Source organism: Bacteroides sp. 43_46 (assembly GCF_001915455.1).
GTDB classification, from domain to species: Bacteria; Bacteroidota; Bacteroidia; order Bacteroidales; family Bacteroidaceae; genus Bacteroides; species Bacteroides caccae.
The window spans coordinates 43,121-64,106 of sequence record NZ_MNQN01000103.1 but is presented as its reverse complement, the minus strand read 5'-3'; the positions used below and the strand labels follow the sequence as shown (position 1 = coordinate 64,106).

Sequence of the window (20,986 nt, the reverse complement as noted above, 5' to 3'; positions counted from 1 at the left end):
TTGATAATGAGTGAAAAGATGACTTTGGCATACTTTCTGTTTTTCAAATTGAAGATATAACAAAATAAATTAATGATGAGACACTTTTATTATACGATTCAAACGTTGCTCCATGAACGAGGTGTGAATATTATCAAGATTATCTCAATGACATTGGGGATATTTGTTGGTATCTTATTGTTTTCCTGTGTTGCTTTCCAGTTGAGTTACTATAATTTTTGTCCTCAGTCGGAGCAGTTATATGTCACATATATGGATGGACCTTTTACTTATGGTCCTTTTTCAGCGGCTATGCGTGAGAACTTCCCGAAAGAAGTGGAGGATGCCACCATATTGAGGGACATGGGAACAAATGTTTTTTATAATGGAAATGTTCGCCTAACGGAGTCTACGATATATGCTGACGAACATTTGTTTTCCACATTGGGTTTAAAACTGTTAATCGGTAAGGCAGAAGAACTAACCCGTCCTGATGTTTTATTCATATCCCGTTCGTTGGCGGAAAAAATAAGAGAAGGGAACAGTTTGGAAAGTGTTATAGGCAAGACTTTATCCGTTGACCGCAAAGAGCCGATGAGCATACGTGGTGTCTTTGAAGATATGGGTGAAAACGCAGATATACATTTTGATGTAGTGGTACCGATGAGCAAGTTGTGGAATCTGGCTCGTGGGGGCTGGGGATATGATATCAGTTATATGTCGATTATTCGCTTTCGCGATCCTGCTAAAGATATAAAGGCGGTAGAAGCACGAATACCTGATATGCTTAAGAAATACATGGCTGACTCCTCGAATAAAAAGAAATCTCATCGTTTTTCTTTCCGTCCTTTATTAGAATATCATACGGCAGATCCGACAGTACGGCTTATGATATTAATGATGTCCGTGCTAGGGATTGCAATCTTGTTGATTGCAGCTTTTGATTATGTGCTCATTGCCGTTTCATCTTTAGCCAGGAGGGCAAAGTCTATCGGAGTACACAAATGTTGTGGTGCAACAGATAACAGTATTTTTAGAATGTTTCTGACAGAGACAGCTCTTGTTCTTTTCATTTCAGTATTGCTGACGATGTTGCTCATTTTTCAGTTTCGGGAGTTTGTGGAAGAAATTGCCGGTATACGTTTAAGTTCACTTTTTACGTGGCAGACACTTTGGGTACCGTTGACCGTACTTTTGGTTGTTTTTATCTTGGCGGGCGCCATACCGGCAAGCATATTCGCATCAATTCCTGTAACGCAAGTTTTTCGACGTTATGCAGAACGTAAGACATCTTGGAAACGTCCGTTGTTGTTTATCCAATTTGCCGGTATGACTTTTATTTTAGGTTTTCTTATGGTTGTATTCTGCCAATATCACATGGCGATGAACAAAGATTTGGGATATAATCCCGAACGCGTGGTAATGGGTTGGAAGAAGCTGGGCAGTAACCGGCAAAATGCCAAGAGTTTTTTTATGAATTTGCCTATGGTTGAGGAACATGGGGTAGGTCAGCAGGCCATCTGGAGAAGTTGGTCGGGAGAGGTGTTCAATGTGGGGGAAGGACGGACTATCAAAGGCCGGTTTGAGTGGATCGGAGATGATTTTGTGCCTATGATGAAAATACAGATATTACATGGCAAAAATGTAACATCTCCAAAAGAGGCCTTAGTGAATGAAGAGTTTGTACGTCGGGCCGGATGGACGGATGAGCCGATAGGGAAACAGTTGTCTATATGGGGAAAGGAAGTTACAATCGTTGGCGTAATGAAGAATTTCTCTGTTCAAAGTGTATATCATCCTCAGTATCCGGTATTACTGTTGGGAAGCGGTAGTGATTCTAACCCGGGGCTTCATTACGTACGATTGAAAGAGCCTTTTGATGAGAACCTGAAGAAACTGAATGCATTAATGGCGGAAACTTTTCCAACAGAAGACATTATCTTTTATTCGCTGACTCAAAAGCTGGATGAGCAATATACGGATATTACACGTTTTCGGAATGCAGTACTTTTGGCGTCAATCTCTATTTTCTTTATAGCTTTAATGGGATTGTTGGGATATGTCGGTGACGAGATTCGTTTTTGCAGGAAAGAGATTGCTATCCGAAAAGTGAATGGTGCGGATACTTGTGGCATATTGAAATTGTTTTCCGCAAACGTATTGTGGACAGCCCTTCCGGCGGTGCTTATCGGTGCAGGACTGGCCTATTGGATAGGTATGAAATGGTTGGAACAATTTAGTGAATCCGTCAATCTGAGTATTTGGTTATTTGCCGGAGTCATAGCGTTTGTATTAGTTGTGATACTAGTTTGTGTAATACTTAAAGCATGGGAAGTTGCTAATGAGAATCCGGTGAACAGCATAGCGAATGAATAATTGAAATATAATGAATTTAAAATATAATTGAGAAAAATGATACAAATCGAAAACATCAGTAAAGTATTCCGTACTTCCGAAGTGGAGACGGTTGCATTGAATCATGTAAATCTAGAAGTAAAAGAAGGAGAGTTCGTAGCTATTATGGGACCCTCGGGCTGTGGTAAATCCACTTTGTTGAATATCCTCGGACTTTTGGATAATCCTACCGAAGGCTCCTATCAGTTAATGGGGCAGGAAGTTGCCGGGCTGAAAGAGAAAGAACGTACTCATATGCGTAAGGGTAAGTTAGGTTTTGTATTTCAGAGTTTCAATCTGATAGACGAATTGAATGTTTATGAAAACGTGGAACTTCCGCTTACTTATCTGGGACTAAAATCTTCCGAACGTCGCCGAATGGTAGAAGATATTCTGAAACGGATGAACATCAGCCACCGTGCCAAACACTTCCCGCAACAACTCTCCGGCGGGCAGCAACAACGTGTGGCAATCGCCCGTGCGGTTGTCACCAATCCTAAACTAATTCTTGCCGATGAGCCTACGGGTAACCTTGATTCAAAGAATGGTGCCGAAGTAATGAACCTGCTGACAGAACTGAATAAGGAAGGAACTACAATTATTATGGTGACTCACTCACAGCATGATGCGAGTTTTGCTCATCGCACTGTACATTTGTTCGATGGAAGTATTGTAGCGAGTGTAACAGCCTAAATGAGAAATCGACAATGAGACAAATCTACTATACTTTATGCACATTGTTACGCGAATGCGGGTCGAATATCATAAGAGTAATATCCCTCTCTTTAGGTCTTACCATTGGTGTGCTGCTTTTCTCACAAATAGCCTTTGAACTGAGCTATGAACAATGCTATCCGGAAGCGGAACGTCTGGCTCTTGTGCGGTGTCAGATGACAAATGCCAGTACAGGAGAGACAAGAGGGGATGATGGAGAAAATAGCTATGATTATACCGTCTTTGATGTGGTGGCAGCTACTTTGGCGCAAGATATGCCCGATGAAATAGAAACAGCCAGTTGTGTACTTCCTCAAACAGGTTTTAGTATTTATTATGAAGATAAACTGCTATCTGATATAAATTACATTTACGGAGACACTTGTTTCTTTCAGACCTTCGGCATACCGGTACTGAAAGGAACCCCCAAAGATATGATTATGCCCGGAAGCGTTTTTGTATCTCAAAGCTTTGCCCGTAGAATATTTGGGGATGAAAATCCTATAGGAAAGGTGCTTTCGGCAGATAAACGACATGACTTTACCATTCGTGGCATATATAAGGACGTACCGGAAAATACGATGCTCGTTCACGACTTTGTTGTGTCTGTTCATCGGAACGGTGGTTATCAGGGAGGAGCAGGTTGGAGAGGAAATGATGTCTTTTATGCTTTTCTCCGTTTACGCGATGCTTCGGATATTGATAAGGTGAACAGTAATATTCAGCGAGTGATTAAAAAATATACGTCTTTGGATCTGGACGGCTGGAAAGTTGAATTTAGTGCTATCCCACTGGTGAAGCGTCATTTGTCCTCTCCTGAAGTACAGAAACGGCTGGCTATTTACGGATTCCTCGGCTTTGCTGTTTTCTTTGTAGCAATCATGAATTATATGTTGATATCCATTGCCACTTTGAGCCGCCGTGCGAAAGGAGTAGGTGTACATAAATGTAATGGAGCTAGTTCGACCAATATCTTCAATATGTTTCTGGTAGAGACAGGAGTCCTTGTCATTATCTCCGTATTACTTAGCTTCTTACTGATTTTCAATACACGTGGCTTGATTGAAGATTTACTTTCTGTCCGGCTTTCTTCGCTTTTTACATGGGAAACATTATGGGTGCCGTTACTCACTATCCTTGTACTTTTCATCGTGGCGGGCGGCATGCCGGGACGACTATTTTCACGTATTCCCGTCACGCAAGTGTTCCGTCGGTATACCGACGGAAAGAAAGGTTGGAAACGCTCTCTGCTATTTGTGCAATTTACAGGAGTATCTTTCGTTTTGGGGTTACTATTGGTCACTTTATTACAATACAGTCATCTTATGAACCGAGATATGGGGATCGTTGTGCCTGGTTTGACTCAAGCCGAAAGTTGGCTTCCCGGAAAGACGGTAGCGCATATAAAGGATGAATTGCGCCGCCAACCCATGGTAGAGGGAGTAACGGTTGCAGCGAATAGTGTGCTTGGCGAGTATTGGACACGAGGGCTGATGAATAACGAGGGTAAACGGATTACTACACTCAATTTCAACTATTGCCATTATAATTATCCTGAAGTAATGGGTATCAAAATAATAGAAGGAACTGATTTGAAAAAGCAGGACGATCTGCTGGTAAATGAAGAAGTGGTGCGCCTGATGAAGTGGACCGACGGTGCAGTGGGGAAGCGGTTGAATGACGTTCCGGGAACGATTGTAGGTGTTTTCCGGGATATCCGCAACACTAGCTTTTATTCACCCCAGTCTCCCATTGCGCTGATCGGAGATGAGAAGTATCATGCGAATCATGCATTCAATGTTCGCCTGAAAGAACCTTATAGTGAAAATCTGAAACGTCTGAATAAGTTTATGGAAAATACATTCCCGAATGTCGCTTTACGCTTTGTCTTGGTTGATGATATAATAAAAGGTGTATATAAAGATGTGTATCGTTTCCGCAATTCCGTCTGGATTACTTCTGCTTTCATTCTGCTGATTGTCATCATGGGACTGATTGGCTATGTAAACGATGAAACTCAACGCCGGAGCAAAGAGATAGCTATCCGGAAGGTGAACGGAGCAGAAGCCTCACACATCTTGAGGTTACTGACACGCGATATTCTTTGCGTTTCCGTCATTTCTATCCTGATAGGTACGGCTGTGTCTTATTTTGCAGGACGGGCATGGCTCGACCAGTTTGCAGAACAGATTGATTTGAATCCGTTACTTTTTATAGGTACAGCCTTATTTGTTCAATTGCTGATTATACTTTGTGTGGTACTCAAAGCATGGTATATTGCCAATGAAAATCCGGTAAAGAGTATCAAAACCGAATAGAAATAACAGGCAGAATAGGGTAGATACTACCTTATTCTGCTATCGGATGTTGTTTGGAAACCTTCTTGATATAGATTATTAAACTGACTACCGCCGTGATAAATGCCAACGCATCCGACACCGGCATACTAATCCAGATCCCCTTCAATCCCCACCAATTAGGGAAAAGTAACAAACAAGGCAACAAATAAAGCAACTGCCGTGTCAACGACAGGAAAATACTTATTTTAGCCTTGCCGATGCTTTGGAAGAAGTTACCGATAACAATTTGTGCTCCTACGAATGGGAACATAATCACCGTGATGCGAAGCCCGTCGACGGCAAGATCGATCAAATGATCGCTGTCTGTGAAAATGGCCGATACTGCATGGGGAAAAAGTTCACAGATAAAGAATCCGCTACTGGTGATAACCACCCCCGAAACAATTCCCAGTTTCAACGTCTGTTTCACCCGGTCTATCTTCTGTGCTCCGAAGTTGTAGCCTACAATAGGCTGCATTCCCATAGTTAATCCGAGCACAATCATTACATAAAGCGTTAGTAACCGGTTGATAATACCATATGCCCCGATAGCCATATCGCCTCCATGATTTTGTAGACTGTTATTGATAATGATTACTATGACACAAGCACATACATTCATCAGGAACGGCGACATGCCGATAGCGAAGATATTGCCGACGATTCTACGCTTCATCTTCCATACCTTCCCTTCAAAATGTACCGTACTGTCCTGCTTGAAGAAATGGCTCACTACCCACACCATACCGATCAACTGTGAAATGACTGTTGCCGTGGCAGCTCCCCGCATTCCCCATTCAAAGTGAAAGATAAAGATAGGAGCGAGGATGATGTTGGAGAGCACCGTTGCCATGGAAGTAATCATAGCCTTCTTCGGATATCCGGTGGCACGCATCACGTTATTCAGCCCGATCATCGTATACGTGATCGGTGTTCCTAATAAAATAACCTGCATAAAGCTGCGGGCATAAGGCAGCGTATCTGCGCTGGCACCGAAAAAGACCAGTATATCATCGAGGAAGATAAAAGACAATATTCCGAAAAAGAAAGAATTGGTGATACAAAGCATTAACGTGTGCGACAGGATTTCCGTAGCCCCTTTCATATCTTTCTGCCCTAGCCGGATAGATGCGAGCGTGGAACCTCCGGCAGAAACAAGTGTACAGAAGGCAACCACCAGATTCATCAGAGGGAAACTCACCGCCAGTCCGGCGATAGCCATGGCGCCTACACCGTGCCCGATGAATATGCTGTCAATAATATTGTAGATAGAAGTAATTGTCATCCCGATAATGGCAGGGATAGAATACTGCAACAGCAGTTTGCCGATACTCTCTTTTCCTAATATATGCGGGTCGTTTTTACTCATGCGTCTGAATCTTTAATGTTGGATGAAAAACGAAAGTTACGTTTTTTTAAGTAGTGCAAAGGTACGAATAATTTGCCTGATTCGATGATTATTCGGAACTTTGCACAAGTCAATACACAAGGTTTAACGTTTAAGGTAAAAAGAAAGTTTAGCTATGGATACAACAAAAATAATTGCAGTATTATTCGATTTTGACGGTGTGATTATGGACACCGAAACCCAGTATACTGTCTTTTGGAACGAGCAAGGGCATAAGTACCTAGGGGAAGAAGACTTCGGCCGCTGTATTAAAGGGCAAACATTGACACAAATCTATGAGAAATATTTCTCGGACAAACCGGAAGCTCAGGAAGAAATAACCGCCCGCCTCAATCTCTTTGAGAAAGCGATGTCCTACGAATATATTCCCGGTGTAGAAGCTTTTATCGCTGACCTTCGCCGTCATGGTGCAAAGATAGCGGTGGTGACCAGTTCCAATGAAGATAAGATGCAGAATGTTTATAACGCTCACCCCGAATTTAAAGGAATGGTAGACCGAATCCTGACCGGCGAGATGTTCGCCCATTCCAAGCCTGCTCCCGATTGTTTCCTGTTGGGTATGGAAGTATTCAGTGCGACTCCCGAAAACACCTACGTATTTGAAGACTCTTTCCACGGGTTGCAAGCCGGAATGACATCCGGTGCTACCGTTATCGGTCTCGCCACTACTAACACACGAAAGGCCATTACCGGAAAAGCACACTATATAATAGATGACTTTGCGGAAATGACCTACGAAAAATTGCTTACGATGCAACGTTAACGCTATTTCCTACAATATTTCAGTTTATCCTTTTAATCGTTGCAAGGCAATTTTAGAGAACGATTGAAAGGATTTCTTGTTTTTCTTTCCCAGTTATGAATTAAATGTTATAACTTTGCCGCAATTTTTGATAGCGTCCGACGCTATTATGGTACTTTAGTTTTTAATTTAAAATTTAAAAGACATGGCTGGTTATATATCAGATGATACAAGAAAAGTGACTACTCATCGCCTGGTTGAAATGAAACAGAGAGGCGAAAAAATATCTATGCTTACTGCGTATGATTACACTATGGCACAAATTGTAGACGGTGCGGGAATGGATGTAATCCTTGTAGGCGACTCTGCTTCTAATGTAATGGCGGGTAATGTGACTACATTGCCTATCACTCTCGACCAGATGATTTATCATGCTAAATCCGTGGTTCGCGGAGTAAAACGTGCTATGGTGGTAGTCGATATGCCTTTCGGTTCCTATCAGGGAAATGAAATGGAAGGCCTTGCTTCTGCTATCCGTATTATGAAAGAAAGCCATGCAGACGCATTGAAACTGGAAGGTGGAGAAGAAATCATCGACACGGTGAAACGTATTATCAGTGCAGGCATTCCGGTCATGGGACACTTGGGACTAATGCCGCAGTCAATCAATAAATACGGAACCTATACTGTGCGTGCCAAGGACGATGCTGAAGCGGACAAACTGATTCGTGACGCTCATCTGCTTGAAGAAGCGGGTTGTTTCGCCATTGTTCTCGAAAAGATTCCCGCTACTCTTGCCGAACGTGTAGCTGCCGAACTGACAATCCCTATTATCGGTATTGGTGCCGGTGGTCATGTAGACGGTCAGGTATTGGTTATTCAGGATATGCTTGGGATGAACAACGGATTCCGTCCGCGTTTCCTTCGCCGTTATGCCGATTTATACACGGTAATGACCGACGCGATCAGCCGTTACGTATCCGACGTGAAGAATTGCTACTTCCCCAACGAGAAGGAACAATATTAAGATAATATATGGCAGTTAAATTGTGGACAGTACATTTTATGCGGATATGTGTAGCTAATTTGCTGTTGTTTATATCCTTGTACGTGTTGTTTCCGGTGCTTCCCATTGAAATGTCGGAACGTCTCGGATTGCCGGTGACGGAGACAGGGGTTATCTTTCTCTTTTTCACGCTGGGAATGTTCCTTATCGGTCCTTTCCATGCCTATCTGGTAGATGCATACAAACGTAAGAATGTATGCCTGTTTTCTTTTGCCCTTATGGTAGCGGCAACGGTAGGTTATGCTTTTGTGACAAACATTACGGAACTTATCCTGCTGAGCACCGTGCAGGGACTGGCATTCGGTATCGCTACTACCGCAGGAATTACGCTAGCCATTGACATTACGAACTCTACGCTTCGTAGTGCCGGAAACGTCAGTTTTTCATGGATAGCACGACTGGGAATGATTCTCGGAATTATCCTCGGCGTCTGGTTCGACCAACACTATGCATTTAAGACTTTGCTAACGGTATCCGTTACTACTGGTGCTTTGGGGATTCTGACAGTAGCCGGTGTTTATGTTCCCTTTCGTGCACCGTTTGTCACTAAGCTGTATTCATTCGACCGCTTTCTGCTGCTTCGCGGGTGGGTTCCTGCCATCAACCTGATCCTGATAACGTTTATACCGGGGTTACTGATTCCGCTTGTACATCCTTCCCTCAACGATATCGTACTGGGAGATACGGGTGTATCTATGCCCTTTTTCGCCGGAGTGGGAATGGGCTATCTGGCTTCCCTGGTTATCGCTCGCTTGTTTATCCTGAAAGAGAAAACGCTGAGGTTGGTGATTATGGGACTCGGATTGGAGATACTGGCAATCTGCCTGTTGAAAGCAGGTTATTCTAGCGGTATTTCTTCCGTTCTGCTGGGATTGGGATTAGGACTGATAATGCCGGAATTTCTGGTGATGTTCGTAAAACTGTCTCACCATTGTCAACGGGGTACGGCCAATACAACTCATCTGTTGGCTGGTGAAGCCGGCATTACACTTGGAATTGCTGTTGCGTGCTATATGGATACGGATACCGATCAAATGTTTTACATAGGACAAATCGTTGCTTCGGTCGCCTTACTGTTCTTTGTGCTGATAACGTATCCATATTATATCAAAAAGAAAGTGAGATAAGGCCTCATTATCCCTATGGCATTATGACGCTATGATATAAAAATAGTGACGCTATTACTTGTGGATAGCGTCACTATTTTTATATAGATTCGGTTCTTAATTCCGGCTTACTTGTTTTACTCCCTTTACCGTCCGTAGCTTCTTGATAAGAGCTTCCAGATGTCCGGTGTCACCTACCATGACAGTCAACGTTCCGGAGAACAACCCGTCGTTGGAATCAATCCCGATAGAACGCAGCGTGATACCATTCTCTTTGGAAATGATAGAAGTGATATTTGTTACGATACCGATATCATCATGCCCTACAACACGCAGCGTAATAGGATATTGCGTACCTACCGACTTACCCGCCCAACGTGCTTTCACAATCCGGTAGCCGAAACGCTCGCGCATTTGCGTAGCATTCGGACAGTCTGCCCGGTGAATCTTGATACCTCCGCTCACTGTCACGAATCCGAACACATCATCTCCGTAAATAGGATTACAACATTTTGCCAGTTTAAATTCCAGTCCTTTCAGGTTCTGGTCGATCACAAGCACGTCCTCTTTGGATGTTGATTCCTCCTGTGCAGCCTGCAAATTGTAACCCTCGGCGCTACGGTAAATAATTTCATCATGCGTGTCGTTGTCCCGTTTCTGCTGTTCGACATATTTATCCAGCGTCTCGTTGACATCCAGCGCTCCGTCCGCTATTTTCTGATAAAACTCCGTCACATTTTTGAATCCCAGACGCTTGATAAGGCGCATCATTGTCGCTTCATCATATTCCAGTTTGCGGTTTTTGAACTTTCGTTCCAGCGTCTCTTTAGCGAAAGCGTGCTGGCGTGCCACCATTTCTTTGAGTGCCTGCCGTATCTTGGTGCGTGCTTTAGAGGTCGTCACGATGTTCAGCCAGTCCTGTTTTGGTGTCTGGGTGTTCGATGTCATGATTTCCACCTGATCGCCGCTGTTAAGCTTCTGTTTCAACTGTACATTTTTGCCGTTCACTTTGGCGCCGATGCATTTGCATCCCAGCTTACTGTGAATATGAAATGCAAAATCGAGTACAGTAGCTCCTTTGGCAAGTTTGAATAAATCCCCTTTCGGGGTAAATACAAATACCTCGTCTTCGTAAAGGTCCATTTTAAACTGGTCCATCACCTTCATCGAATCGTTGTCGGCGTTTTCCAGTGCCTCCCTGACGGAAGTCAGCCATTCGTCCAGTCCCGTCTCGCCTTTGATACCTTTATATCTCCAGTGGGCGGCCAAACCCCGCTCTGCGATTTCGTCCATTCGGCGGGTACGGATCTGTACCTCCACCCATTTTCCTTCCGGCCCCATGACGGTGATGTGCAACGACTCATAACCATTACTTTTCGGAATCGAGAGCCAGTCGCGCAGACGCTTCGGGTTCGGTTGGTACATATCCGTCACAATAGAATACACCTGCCAGCACTCCTGCTTTTCCTTAGCGGGTTCCGGATCGGAATCCAGGATAATACGAATAGCGAACAAGTCATAAATCCCTTCAAACGGAGTCTTCTGCTTCTGAATCTTGTTCCATATAGAATGTATTGACTTGGTGCGTCCCTTAATGTCGAACGTCAGTCCGGCTTCCGCGACCTTCTTTTTTATCGGTTCGATGAAGGCGGCAATATATTTGTCGCGGGAAGCTTTCGTCTCGTTCAGCTTCTCCTTTATATAATAATACGTTTCCCGTTGGGTGTACTTCAATGATAAGTCTTCCAGCTCCGACTTTAGCTTGTAAAGCCCCAGCTTGTGTGCCAGTGGAGCATATAAGTAAGCTGCCTCATTCGCAACCTTGACGCGGTCTTCCTCGTTTCCGGTATCCTTAATCTGGCGCATTACGTTCACACGGTCGGCAATCATAATCAGGATCACACGCATATCTTCGGCAAATGACAGGAGAAGGTTGCGGAAATTCTCCGATTCGATAGCCGGACTCTTGGAGTACAGTTCATTCGTTTTCACCAGTCCTTTGATGATACTGCCTACATCTTCCCCGTATTCGATGTTCACGTCCTCAATGCTCAGGATATGTGCTTTCACAATTTCATGCAGCATGATTCCGATAAGGCACGAACCTTTCATTCCGATTTCCTCGGCTACGATAACAGCCGTTTGTAAATCTCTGATGACGGGATTCATCCCGAAGTTATTGCGTTGCAACCCGTTACATTGGGCGGCTTTGATTAGATGTTTCTTTAACTTTTGGCAATCCCTCCAGGAAATACTGTCTCCGGCGGATTGCATTAAATGCCGGTAGAGTGAAAAAAGCTCCTTTTTTTCCTCTGATGTAAAAAAGTCGTCCATATTCAATCTTGTTAATTCGACGTAAAATTACTTTTTTTCTTGGTTATTCGGTAAGAAGTAAATAACATTTTGTATTTTTGGGCATCAATTAATTAAAATAGATAGTATGATAACGACACAGGACAAAGAGTTGCTTGCCAAAAAAGGCATCACGGAAGCGCAAATAGCAGAGCAACTAGCATGCTTCCAGACGGGTTTCCCTTTTTTGAAACTGGATGCGGCTGCTTCCATAGAGAAAGGTATCTTAGCTCCCGATGCAGAAGAACAAAAAGCTTATTTAGCTGCTTGGGACGCATATAAGAACACAGATAAGACTATTGTGAAATTCGTTCCTGCCTCGGGTGCTGCGAGTCGTATGTTCAAGAACTTGTTCGAGTTTCTGTCTGCCGAATATGACAAGCCCACTACAAAGTTCGAACAGGCATTTTTTGACGGTATCAGGAATTTTGCTTTCTATGACGATTTGAATGTAGCCTGCCAGCGTACTGCCGGAAAAGACATACCGGGACTACTGGAAGAAGGCAATTATAAAGCTGTGGTAGCCGCATTGCTCGAAACGGCCGGATTGAATTACGGTGCACTTCCGAAAGGGCTGCTCAAATTCCACAAATATCCCGAAGGCCCGCGTACCCCGCTCGAAGAACATCTTGCTGAAGGTGCTATGTATGCTGCCGGAAAAAGTGGCAAGGTCAATGTACATTTCACTGTATCTACGGAACATCGCGAACTATTCAAGAAACTAGTGGAAGAAAAGACCGGAGAATTTGCGAAACGCTACGGAGTGGATTACTACATCACCTTCTCCGAGCAGAAACCGAGCACGGACACTATTGCAGCCGATATGGACAACCAACCGTTCCGCGATAACGGTAAACTGTTGTTCCGCCCGGGAGGACACGGTGCACTGATCGAGAACCTCAATGACCTTGACGCCGATATTATCTTTATCAAGAATATCGACAATGTAGTGCCCGATAAACTGAAAGCTGACACAGTGACTTATAAGAAACTGATTGCCGGTGTACTGGTAACTTTGCAGAAAAAAGCTTTCGAGTATCTTGAGTTGCTTGATAGCGGAAAATATACGCATGAGCAAGTTATGGAAATTCTTCAGTTCCTGCAAAAACAACTTTTCTGCAAGAATCCCGAAGTGAAAAATCTCGAAGACGCCGAGTTGGTGATCTATCTGAAACAGAAGTTGAACCGTCCGATGCGTGTCTGCGGTATGGTGAAGAACGTAGGCGAACCGGGTGGTGGTCCGTTCCTGGCATACAATAGCGACGGAACAATCTCCCTGCAAATCCTCGAAAGTTCTCAGATTGACATGAATGACCCTGCAAAAAAGGAAATGTTTGAGAAGGGAACTCACTTCAATCCGGTAGACTTGGTTTGTGCTGTTCGTGATTACAAAGGACATAAGTTTGACTTAGTGAGATTTGTAGATAAAGCAACCGGTTTCATTTCATATAAATCGAAGAATGGTAAAGACTTGAAGGCTCTTGAGCTTCCCGGCTTATGGAATGGTGCCATGAGTGACTGGAATACGGTATTCGTAGAAGTACCGCTTACTACCTTTAATCCGGTAAAGACTGTAAATGACTTGTTGCATGAGCAACACCAGTAATCAGATGTTGAAAAAACAAGATGATAATTACAGCCAATTATAGATATTAGAGAAAGCGACCGCTTGATAATTTAGGATTGAGCGGTCGTTTATATGCCACAGACCTATAAAAAGAGTGTTTAGATGAATCAGATTGAGAAGATTATTGATATTGCTACTTGGAACAGAAAAGAACATTTTGAACATTTTAGTGCCTTTGACGATCCTTTTTTCGGTGTAACGGTCAATGTAGACTGTACCCGTGCTTACCGGGAAGCCAAAAATAAAGGCGTTTCCTTTTCCCTTTTGCTCCTGCATCGTATCATCACGGCTGCCGCCAAAGTAGAAGAGTTCCGTTATCGTATCGAAGGAGAAAAAGTTGTATGTTATGACAGTCTCCTGCCCGAAGCTACCGTAGGTCGTGCCGACCATACATTCTCATTCGCTTCCTTTGAATACGATCCCGATGAACTGACCTTTATCCTCAAAGCGAAAGCTGAAATGGAACGACTGCAAACTACTACCGGATTGAATAAGGAAGGAACTTTTCATCCCAATGCCATTCATTATTCGGCAGTGCCGTGGCTCACCTTTACAGACATGAAGCACCCCACGAACATGCGTTCGGGTGACAGCGTACCGAAAATATCCACAGGAAAATACTTTCGGGAAGGGGAGAAGTTGATGTTACCTATTTCCGTCACTTGTCACCATGGGTTAATGGACGGTTATCATGTGGCAAAATTCATCGAATCTCTTGATTTGTAGGTTCGCACCAATTTATAAAGACTAAACAAACCATATATGAGACCAAAGGTATTAAAGTGGGAGGTCATCATTCTTTGCGTAGTACTATTTTTTCCGGGGATTTCCTTGAATGCACAGGAGGTTCGGCAGGATGATATTTATGAAATCCGGCAAAGCAGTTTCTCGAGGTATGGATTTGATACGCTCTCTGTGCATACTCCTCATCGCTTTATTCATCGTCTGGGGGTGGAAGTCCGTCCGCAATATGTGTTTCCTACCAATCCCTTCTTGCAGGGAGAAAACGAACGCTGGCAACCCATTCAGACCTCTTTTGCCGCTCATTTGAAATATTCATTCCAATTCCGTCCCAACACCTGTGCCGACCGTATTTATGGTGGTGCTTATCAGGGATTCGGCTTGTCCGCCACTACCTTCGGAGATAAAAAACAACTTGGAGATCCTATCTCATTTTATGTGTTTCAGGGGGCGCGGATTGCCCGGTTTAATCCCTGTCTTTCGCTCAACTACGAATGGAACTTCGGTCTGTCCGCCGGTTGGAAACCGTATGATAATGATTATAATTCCTATAATGGTGCAGTCGGTTCGCGAATGAATGCCTATATTAATGCAGGTATCTATCTGAACTGGGCATTTTCCCGTTATTTCGACTTAATCATTGGCGGTGATTTCACTCATTTCTCTAATGGCAATACCAAATTCCCGAATGCAGGGGTAAATACCACCGGAGCCAAAATCGGATTGGTGTATAACTTTAACCGTACAGAAGAAGAACTTACAAAGTCTCTGCTTCGGCCGGCTATTCCCCGCTTTCCGCGTCACATAAGTTATGATCTGGTATTATTCGGCTCATGGCGGCGAAAGGGGGTATATATAGGAGACGGGAGACAGATTGCCTCGCCCGGTAGTTATCCGGTGGCAGGATTCAACTTCGCGCCGATGTACAACCTCGGTTATAAATTTCGTGTTGGTGCCTCGCTCGACGGAGTTTACGACGGTAGTGCCAATGTATATACCTATATGGAAGATTATATTGTCGATTCGAATGGAAACGGCACGCCTCCTCCACGTCAATTTCTGAAACCGGGCATCCAGCATCAACTATCACTCGGCGTGTCGGGACGTGCAGAGTATGTGATGCCATATTTTACAATCGGCGTAGGCATCGGAGCCAATGTGCTCGGTCGTGGTGACTTGCGGGGGCTTTATCAGATATTAGCCCTGAAAATAGGAATTACCCGCAGTACTTTCCTCCACATCGGTTATAATCTTCAGAACTTCCAGACCCCTAATTATCTGATGCTCGGCTTAGGTTTCCGTTTTCACAATAAATATCCAAAAGTACGTCACTAAAAAAGCCATATTTCATCGAAATGTACTAATTTTGCATCATTAACATAAAACACTCAAAATAATGAAGAAAATATTGTTGCTCGGTTCCGGGGAATTAGGAAAAGAGTTTGTAATTTCTGCCCAGCGTAAAGGTCAGCACATTATTGCTTGTGACTCGTATGCCGGAGCGCCTGCTATGCAAGTAGCCGACGAATGTGAAGTATTCGATATGCTGAACGGCGAAGAACTGGAGCGTGTCGTTAAGAAACATCAGCCGGACATTATCGTTCCGGAGATTGAAGCAATCCGTACGGAACGTCTGTATGATTTTGAAAAGGAAGGTATCCAGGTGGTTCCCAGTGCCCGTGCCGTTAACTTCACGATGAATCGTAAAGCCATTCGTGATCTTGCTGCTAAAGAACTCGGACTGAAAACTGCCAGATATTTTTACGCTAAGACATTAGACGAACTGAAAGCTGCCGCTGCTAAAATAGGTTTCCCTTGTGTGGTGAAACCGTTGATGTCTTCTTCCGGTAAGGGACAGTCACTTGTGAAAAGTGCCGACGAACTTGAACACGCTTGGGAGTATGGATGCAGTGGTAGCCGTGGTGATATCCGCGAGCTCATTATTGAGGAATTTATTAAGTTCGACAGTGAAATAACACTATTGACGGTTACTCAAAAGAACGGTCCCACGTTGTTCTGTCCGCCTATCGGCCACGTGCAGAAAGGAGGCGATTACCGTGAAAGTTTCCAGCCTGCGCACATTGACCCTGCTCACCTGAAAGAAGCGGAGGAAATGGCAGAGAAAGTGACCCGCGCTTTGACGGGAGCCGGACTTTGGGGAGTTGAATTCTTCTTGAGCCACGAGAATGGCGTTTACTTCTCCGAACTTTCCCCCCGTCCGCATGACACCGGTATGGTGACATTGGCAGGAACGCAGAATTTGAATGAGTTCGAACTTCATTTGCGTGCTGTGCTTGGACTTCCTATTCCGGGCATTAAGCAAGAGAGGATAGGAGCGAGTGCCGTTATCCTTTCTCCGATAGCCAGCCAAGAACGTCCTCAATACCGCGGAATGGAGGAAGTCACTAAAGAGGAAGATACTTACCTGCGTATATTCGGTAAGCCGTTTACCCGCGTCAACCGTCGTATGGGAGTGGTACTGTGTTATGCTCCGCTCGACTCCGATCTGGACGCTTTGCGCGATAAGGCAAAGAGAATAGCTGAAAAGGTGGAAGTATATTAAATATCCGATCGATATTTAATATAAAAGCTCCAACTCACCGGATTTATAAATTCCGGCGAGTTGGAGTTTTTATTTTTAAATCGGTAGGTATCTTCGGATGTGTCCGAACACAAAACTAGTTGCCGGTGCTACTATTTTGTTTTTTTGCTAATGTTCTGATTATAAACAATTAGTCTGAAAACTTATTAGAATCAAACATATACAGTTGTTATTTTATAAGTAACAGAAACTTTTTGCTGACTATTTGTAATATTATAAACTCTATTTTGGTCTATTTGTAGTCTTTATTGGCCTAACAAGTGTTATCGAACGACAAATTTTAAAAAAGAAAGAACAATCTCACGGATTTGTTTCTACATTTGCGCAGTTGTTTATATAACTATTTCTTTAGGTGATAGTTTATCAGAAATAAAATATAGATGAACAAAAGTGGAACTTAGCTGTTATTATAATAGTAAAAACAGATAAAGCGCGAAGCATTCGTTCCTTGTCATACTATTTAAGATTCAATAGGAAAGAAAAAGAATAATATAAAAAAGATTGCTTATGTCACAGATTATCGGACATATATCCCAGGTGATCGGCCCTGTGGTCGATGTGTACTTTGAAGGTACAGATGCAGAAGTGATGTTACCAAGTATACATGATGCACTGGAGATAAAAAGGCCAAACGGCAAAATACTGATTGTAGAAGTACAGCAACACATTGGTGAAAATACGGTTCGCACCGTGGCTATGGATAGTACCGACGGACTTCAGAGAGGCATGAAAGTGCGCCCTACCGGAGGTCCGATAACAATGCCGATTGGTGAACAAATTAAAGGGCGACTGATGAATGTGGTCGGTGATTCTATTGACGGTATGAAGGAACTCGACCGGAAAGGTGCATATTCCATTCACCGCGATCCTCCCAAATTCGAAGATTTGACTACCGTGCAGGAGGTACTCTTTACGGGTATCAAGGTGATCGACTTGCTCGAACCGTATGCCAAAGGTGGTAAGATCGGTCTGTTCGGTGGTGCGGGAGTCGGAAAAACCGTATTGATTCAGGAACTTATCAATAACATTGCCAAGAAACATAATGGATTCTCTGTATTTGCCGGAGTAGGTGAGCGTACGCGTGAAGGTAACGACTTGCTTCGTGAAATGATTGAGTCGGGTGTTATTCGCTATGGCGAAGCATTCAAAGAAAGTATGGAGAAAGGGGATTGGGACCTTTCCAAAGTTGATTATAACGAATTGGAAAAGTCGCAGGTATCTCTGATATTCGGCCAGATGAACGAGCCTCCGGGTGCACGTGCTTCTGTGGCATTGTCCGGACTGACGGTTGCGGAATCTTTCCGTGATGCCGGAAGTGAAGGTGAAAAACGCGATATTTTGTTCTTTATTGACAATATCTTCCGTTTCACGCAAGCGGGTTCGGAAGTCTCGGCATTGCTGGGGCGTATGCCTTCCGCCGTGGGTTATCAACCTACTCTTGCTACGGAAATGGGTGCGATGCAAGAACGTATCACTTCCACTCGGAAAGGATCTATCACTTCCGTACAGGCGGTGTATGTGCCTGCCGACGACTTGACTGACCCGGCTCCTGCAACTACTTTCAGCCACTTGGATGCGACTACTGTACTTGACCGTAAGATTACGGAGTTGGGAATCTATCCGGCTGTGGACCCGTTGGCGTCTACTTCTCGTATTCTTGATCCACACATCGTTGGGCAGGAACACTATGATACGGCGCAGCGTGTGAAACAGATTCTACAACGTAACAAGGAATTACAAGATATCATTTCTATTCTTGGTATGGAGGAGCTTTCGGAGGAGGATAAGACGGTGGTGAACCGTGCCCGCCGTGTGCAGCGTTTCCTTTCGCAGCCGTTTGCCGTTGCCGAACAGTTCACGGGTGTTCCGGGAGCAATGGTTTCCATTGAGGATACAATCAAGGGATTTAGAATGATTCTGGATGGTGAGGTGGATAATCTTCCCGAACAGGCGTTCTTGAATGTAGGTACGATTGAGGAAGCTATGGAGAAAGGTAAGAAATTGTTGGAACAAGCGAAGAAATAAAAAACGTTGCGATGAAAGAACTGCATTTGAGTATAGTGTCGCCTGAAAAGAGCGTATTCGACGGAGATGTGAAGATAGTCACATTGCCGGGTACGATCGGGTCGTTTTCCATTCTGCCGGGACATGCGCCTATCGTCTCGTCATTGAAAGCGGGAACATTAAGTTATACCACGCTGGACGGGGAGGAGCATACACTTGATATTCAGGGTGGTTTTGTGGAATTGAGTGACGGGACGGTTTCTGCCTGCGTTTCGTAGGCGGACCTCCTGAAATATAGTTGAATTGGAAAAAACGAGATTTAGAAAATACAGTAGAAAAACACAGTGACATGATGAACATTAGTAAAACTAAACGGAATTTTATCGGCTTGAACACTTTATTTGCAATTCTAAGTGCAGGAGTCGGTGCAGTGATTTTACACGTTGCCCTACCGGGACATTATTTCGGAGGATATCCGTTTATTCCGACATATTTCTATCTGTTTGGTTTGTTCAGTATCTATATGTTCGATGCGTGTCGGCAGCATGCTCCGCAAAAGATGTTACTGCTGTATTTGGCAATAAAAATGGTAAAGATGATTCTTTCGATAATTCTAGTCTTGATTTATTGCCTTGCCGTGCGTGAAGAAGCTAAAGCTTTCTTGCTGACGTTTATCTCGTTCTATTTGCTGTATCTGATATACGAAACATGGTTCTTCTTCTCGTTTGAAGTGAACCTGAAACGGAAAAAGAAAAATAAGAATAAAAATGAAACAGTTGCGTAACATATTAACCCCGTTGGTGCTGCTCTGTCTGTTGGCAGCCGGCTTCCCTGTTTTTGCACAGGAACAGGAAGAAGCGGCTCCGAAGATGCAGGATGAGATGACTTCTAAAGGAGAAAAAGAGAATACGGTTGATGTGAAAGAGATCGTGTTCGGGCATATCGGCGACTCATACGAATGGCATATTACGACGTGGGGTAAAACACACATTACTATACCATTACCTATTATTGTTTATAGTAGTACTACAGGTTGGCATACTTTTCTATCTTCGCGTCTTGAAGAGAACGGGGGTAGTTATGAAGGGCTTTCCATCGCTCCCGAAGGAAGTAAATACGAAGGTAAACTGGTAGAGTATAATGCAGCCGGAGAGCAAGTGCGTCCGTGGGACATTTCTATCACAAAGGTGACATTTGCTTTGCTGTTCAACAGTGTGCTGTTGCTGGTGATTGTATTGAGTGTAGCCCACTGGTATCGAAAACGTCCTCGCGGAGCGTTGGCACCGGGAGGGTTCATCGGATTCATGGAGATGTTTATTATGATGGTGAACGATGATATCATCAAGAGTTGTGTCGGTCCCAATTATCGGAAATTCGCTCCATATCTGCTGACAGCGTTTTTTTTCATCTTTGTCAACAATATAATGGGATTGATCCCATTCTTTCCCGGTGGGGCGAATGTGACGGGAAATATTGCGATCACAATGGTACTGGCTATCTGTACGTTCCTTGCGGTTAATATTTTCGGAACCAAACATTATTGGAAAGATATTTTCTGGCCGGATGTACCCTGGTGGTTGAAAGTTCCTGTGCCGATGATGCCTTTCATCGAGTTTTTCGGGATCTTCACGAAACCGTTTGCATTGATGATTCGTCTTTTCGCCAATATGTTGGCAGGACACATGGCAATGCTGGTGCTTACTTGCCTGATTTTCATCTCTGCAAGTATGGGGCCCGCACTGAACGGCACACTGACCGTGGCTTCCGTACTGTTCAACATCTTTATGAATGCGCTTGAACTGTTGGTAGCTTTCATCCAGGCATACGTGTTTACAATGCTTTCGGCAGTGTTTATCGGACTGGCACAAGAAGGCGCGAAGGTGAAGGCGGAAGAAAAATAAAAGAGAATTAG

The 20,986-nt window shown here is 43.9% G+C and carries 16 protein-coding genes; 14 read left to right on the top strand and 2 right to left on the bottom strand.

Annotated elements, in window-relative coordinates:
• Window positions 1-72 precede the first annotated feature (72 nt).
• From BHV72_RS09405 to BHV72_RS09395, 3 genes are read left to right on the top strand one after another with little or no spacing between them, the layout of a single operon-like run.
• Entirely contained in the window at window positions 73-2,355 is a 2,283-nt protein-coding gene (locus BHV72_RS09405) for an ABC transporter permease (protein ID WP_005680916.1), read from the top strand.
• A gap of 36 nt (window positions 2,356-2,391) precedes the next feature.
• Window positions 2,392-3,066 (top strand): ABC transporter ATP-binding protein, encoded by a 675-nt coding sequence (locus tag BHV72_RS09400; protein ID WP_005676109.1) that lies wholly within the window; start codon window positions 2,392-2,394, stop codon window positions 3,064-3,066.
• 14 nt (window positions 3,067-3,080) lie between these two features.
• Entirely contained in the window at window positions 3,081-5,405 is a 2,325-nt protein-coding gene (locus BHV72_RS09395) for an ABC transporter permease (protein ID WP_149921967.1), read from the top strand.
• Between the two features lie 31 nt (window positions 5,406-5,436).
• Here the strand turns inward: BHV72_RS09395 and BHV72_RS09390 are convergent, their stop codons facing one another.
• Complete coding sequence (locus BHV72_RS09390; RefSeq protein ID WP_022041443.1) at window positions 5,437-6,795, bottom strand: MATE family efflux transporter; 1,359 nt, start codon at window positions 6,793-6,795, stop codon at window positions 5,437-5,439.
• A 154-nt stretch (window positions 6,796-6,949) separates the two neighbouring features.
• Here BHV72_RS09390 and BHV72_RS09385 point away from each other — a divergent pair, with 154 nt between their 5' ends.
• The 3 genes from BHV72_RS09385 (at window position 6,950) to BHV72_RS09375 (ending at window position 9,769) form a co-directional block, all read left to right on the top strand.
• Window positions 6,950-7,597, top strand: coding sequence for an HAD family hydrolase (locus tag BHV72_RS09385; RefSeq protein WP_286855626.1), 648 nt, complete (start codon window positions 6,950-6,952; stop codon window positions 7,595-7,597).
• 184 nt (window positions 7,598-7,781) lie between these two features.
• Window positions 7,782-8,603, top strand: coding sequence for a 3-methyl-2-oxobutanoate hydroxymethyltransferase (gene panB, locus BHV72_RS09380; protein ID WP_005676105.1), 822 nt, complete (start codon window positions 7,782-7,784; stop codon window positions 8,601-8,603).
• An 8-nt stretch (window positions 8,604-8,611) separates the two neighbouring features.
• Complete coding sequence (locus tag BHV72_RS09375) at window positions 8,612-9,769, top strand: MFS transporter (protein ID WP_022041446.1); 1,158 nt, start codon at window positions 8,612-8,614, stop codon at window positions 9,767-9,769.
• A 96-nt stretch (window positions 9,770-9,865) separates the two neighbouring features.
• Here BHV72_RS09375 and BHV72_RS09370 read toward each other — a convergent pair whose 3' ends face one another.
• On the bottom strand, window positions 9,866-12,082 hold the full coding sequence (locus BHV72_RS09370) for a RelA/SpoT family protein (RefSeq protein WP_005680920.1): 2,217 nt from the start codon (window positions 12,080-12,082) through the stop codon (window positions 9,866-9,868).
• A gap of 106 nt (window positions 12,083-12,188) precedes the next feature.
• On the opposite strand from BHV72_RS09370, the gene BHV72_RS09365 reads away from it, so the two are divergent.
• The 8 genes from BHV72_RS09365 (at window position 12,189) to atpB (ending at window position 20,975) form a co-directional block, all read left to right on the top strand.
• A complete protein-coding gene (locus tag BHV72_RS09365; protein ID WP_122295201.1) occupies window positions 12,189-13,706 on the top strand; it encodes a DUF4301 family protein in 1,518 nt (505 codons plus the stop codon).
• A 123-nt stretch (window positions 13,707-13,829) separates the two neighbouring features.
• Entirely contained in the window at window positions 13,830-14,453 is a 624-nt protein-coding gene (locus BHV72_RS09360) for a chloramphenicol acetyltransferase (RefSeq protein WP_005676101.1), read from the top strand.
• A 36-nt stretch (window positions 14,454-14,489) separates the two neighbouring features.
• Window positions 14,490-15,803, top strand: a complete 1,314-nt coding sequence (locus BHV72_RS09355; protein WP_122295199.1) for an acyloxyacyl hydrolase — start codon at window positions 14,490-14,492, stop codon at window positions 15,801-15,803.
• A 61-nt stretch (window positions 15,804-15,864) separates the two neighbouring features.
• Complete coding sequence (purT, locus tag BHV72_RS09350) at window positions 15,865-17,031, top strand: formate-dependent phosphoribosylglycinamide formyltransferase (RefSeq protein ID WP_055256526.1); 1,167 nt, start codon at window positions 15,865-15,867, stop codon at window positions 17,029-17,031.
• Between the two features lie 546 nt (window positions 17,032-17,577).
• Window positions 17,578-19,095 (top strand): F0F1 ATP synthase subunit beta, encoded by a 1,518-nt coding sequence (gene atpD / locus BHV72_RS09345; protein WP_286855625.1) that lies wholly within the window; start codon window positions 17,578-17,580, stop codon window positions 19,093-19,095.
• 11 nt (window positions 19,096-19,106) lie between these two features.
• Window positions 19,107-19,352 (top strand): ATP synthase F1 subunit epsilon, encoded by a 246-nt coding sequence (gene atpC, locus BHV72_RS09340; RefSeq protein WP_005676097.1) that lies wholly within the window; start codon window positions 19,107-19,109, stop codon window positions 19,350-19,352.
• Between the two features lie 71 nt (window positions 19,353-19,423).
• Window positions 19,424-19,858: a hypothetical protein gene (locus BHV72_RS09335; RefSeq protein ID WP_005676095.1), complete on the top strand. Its 435-nt coding sequence runs from the start codon at window positions 19,424-19,426 to the stop codon at window positions 19,856-19,858.
• The gene (atpB, locus tag BHV72_RS09330; protein ID WP_286855624.1) at window positions 19,842-20,975 is read left to right on the top strand and encodes a F0F1 ATP synthase subunit A; all 1,134 of its coding nucleotides are present in this window, start codon (window positions 19,842-19,844) and stop codon (window positions 20,973-20,975) included. The genes BHV72_RS09335 and atpB overlap by 17 nt, the downstream gene beginning before the upstream one ends.
• Window positions 20,976-20,986: the final 11 nt, after the last annotated feature.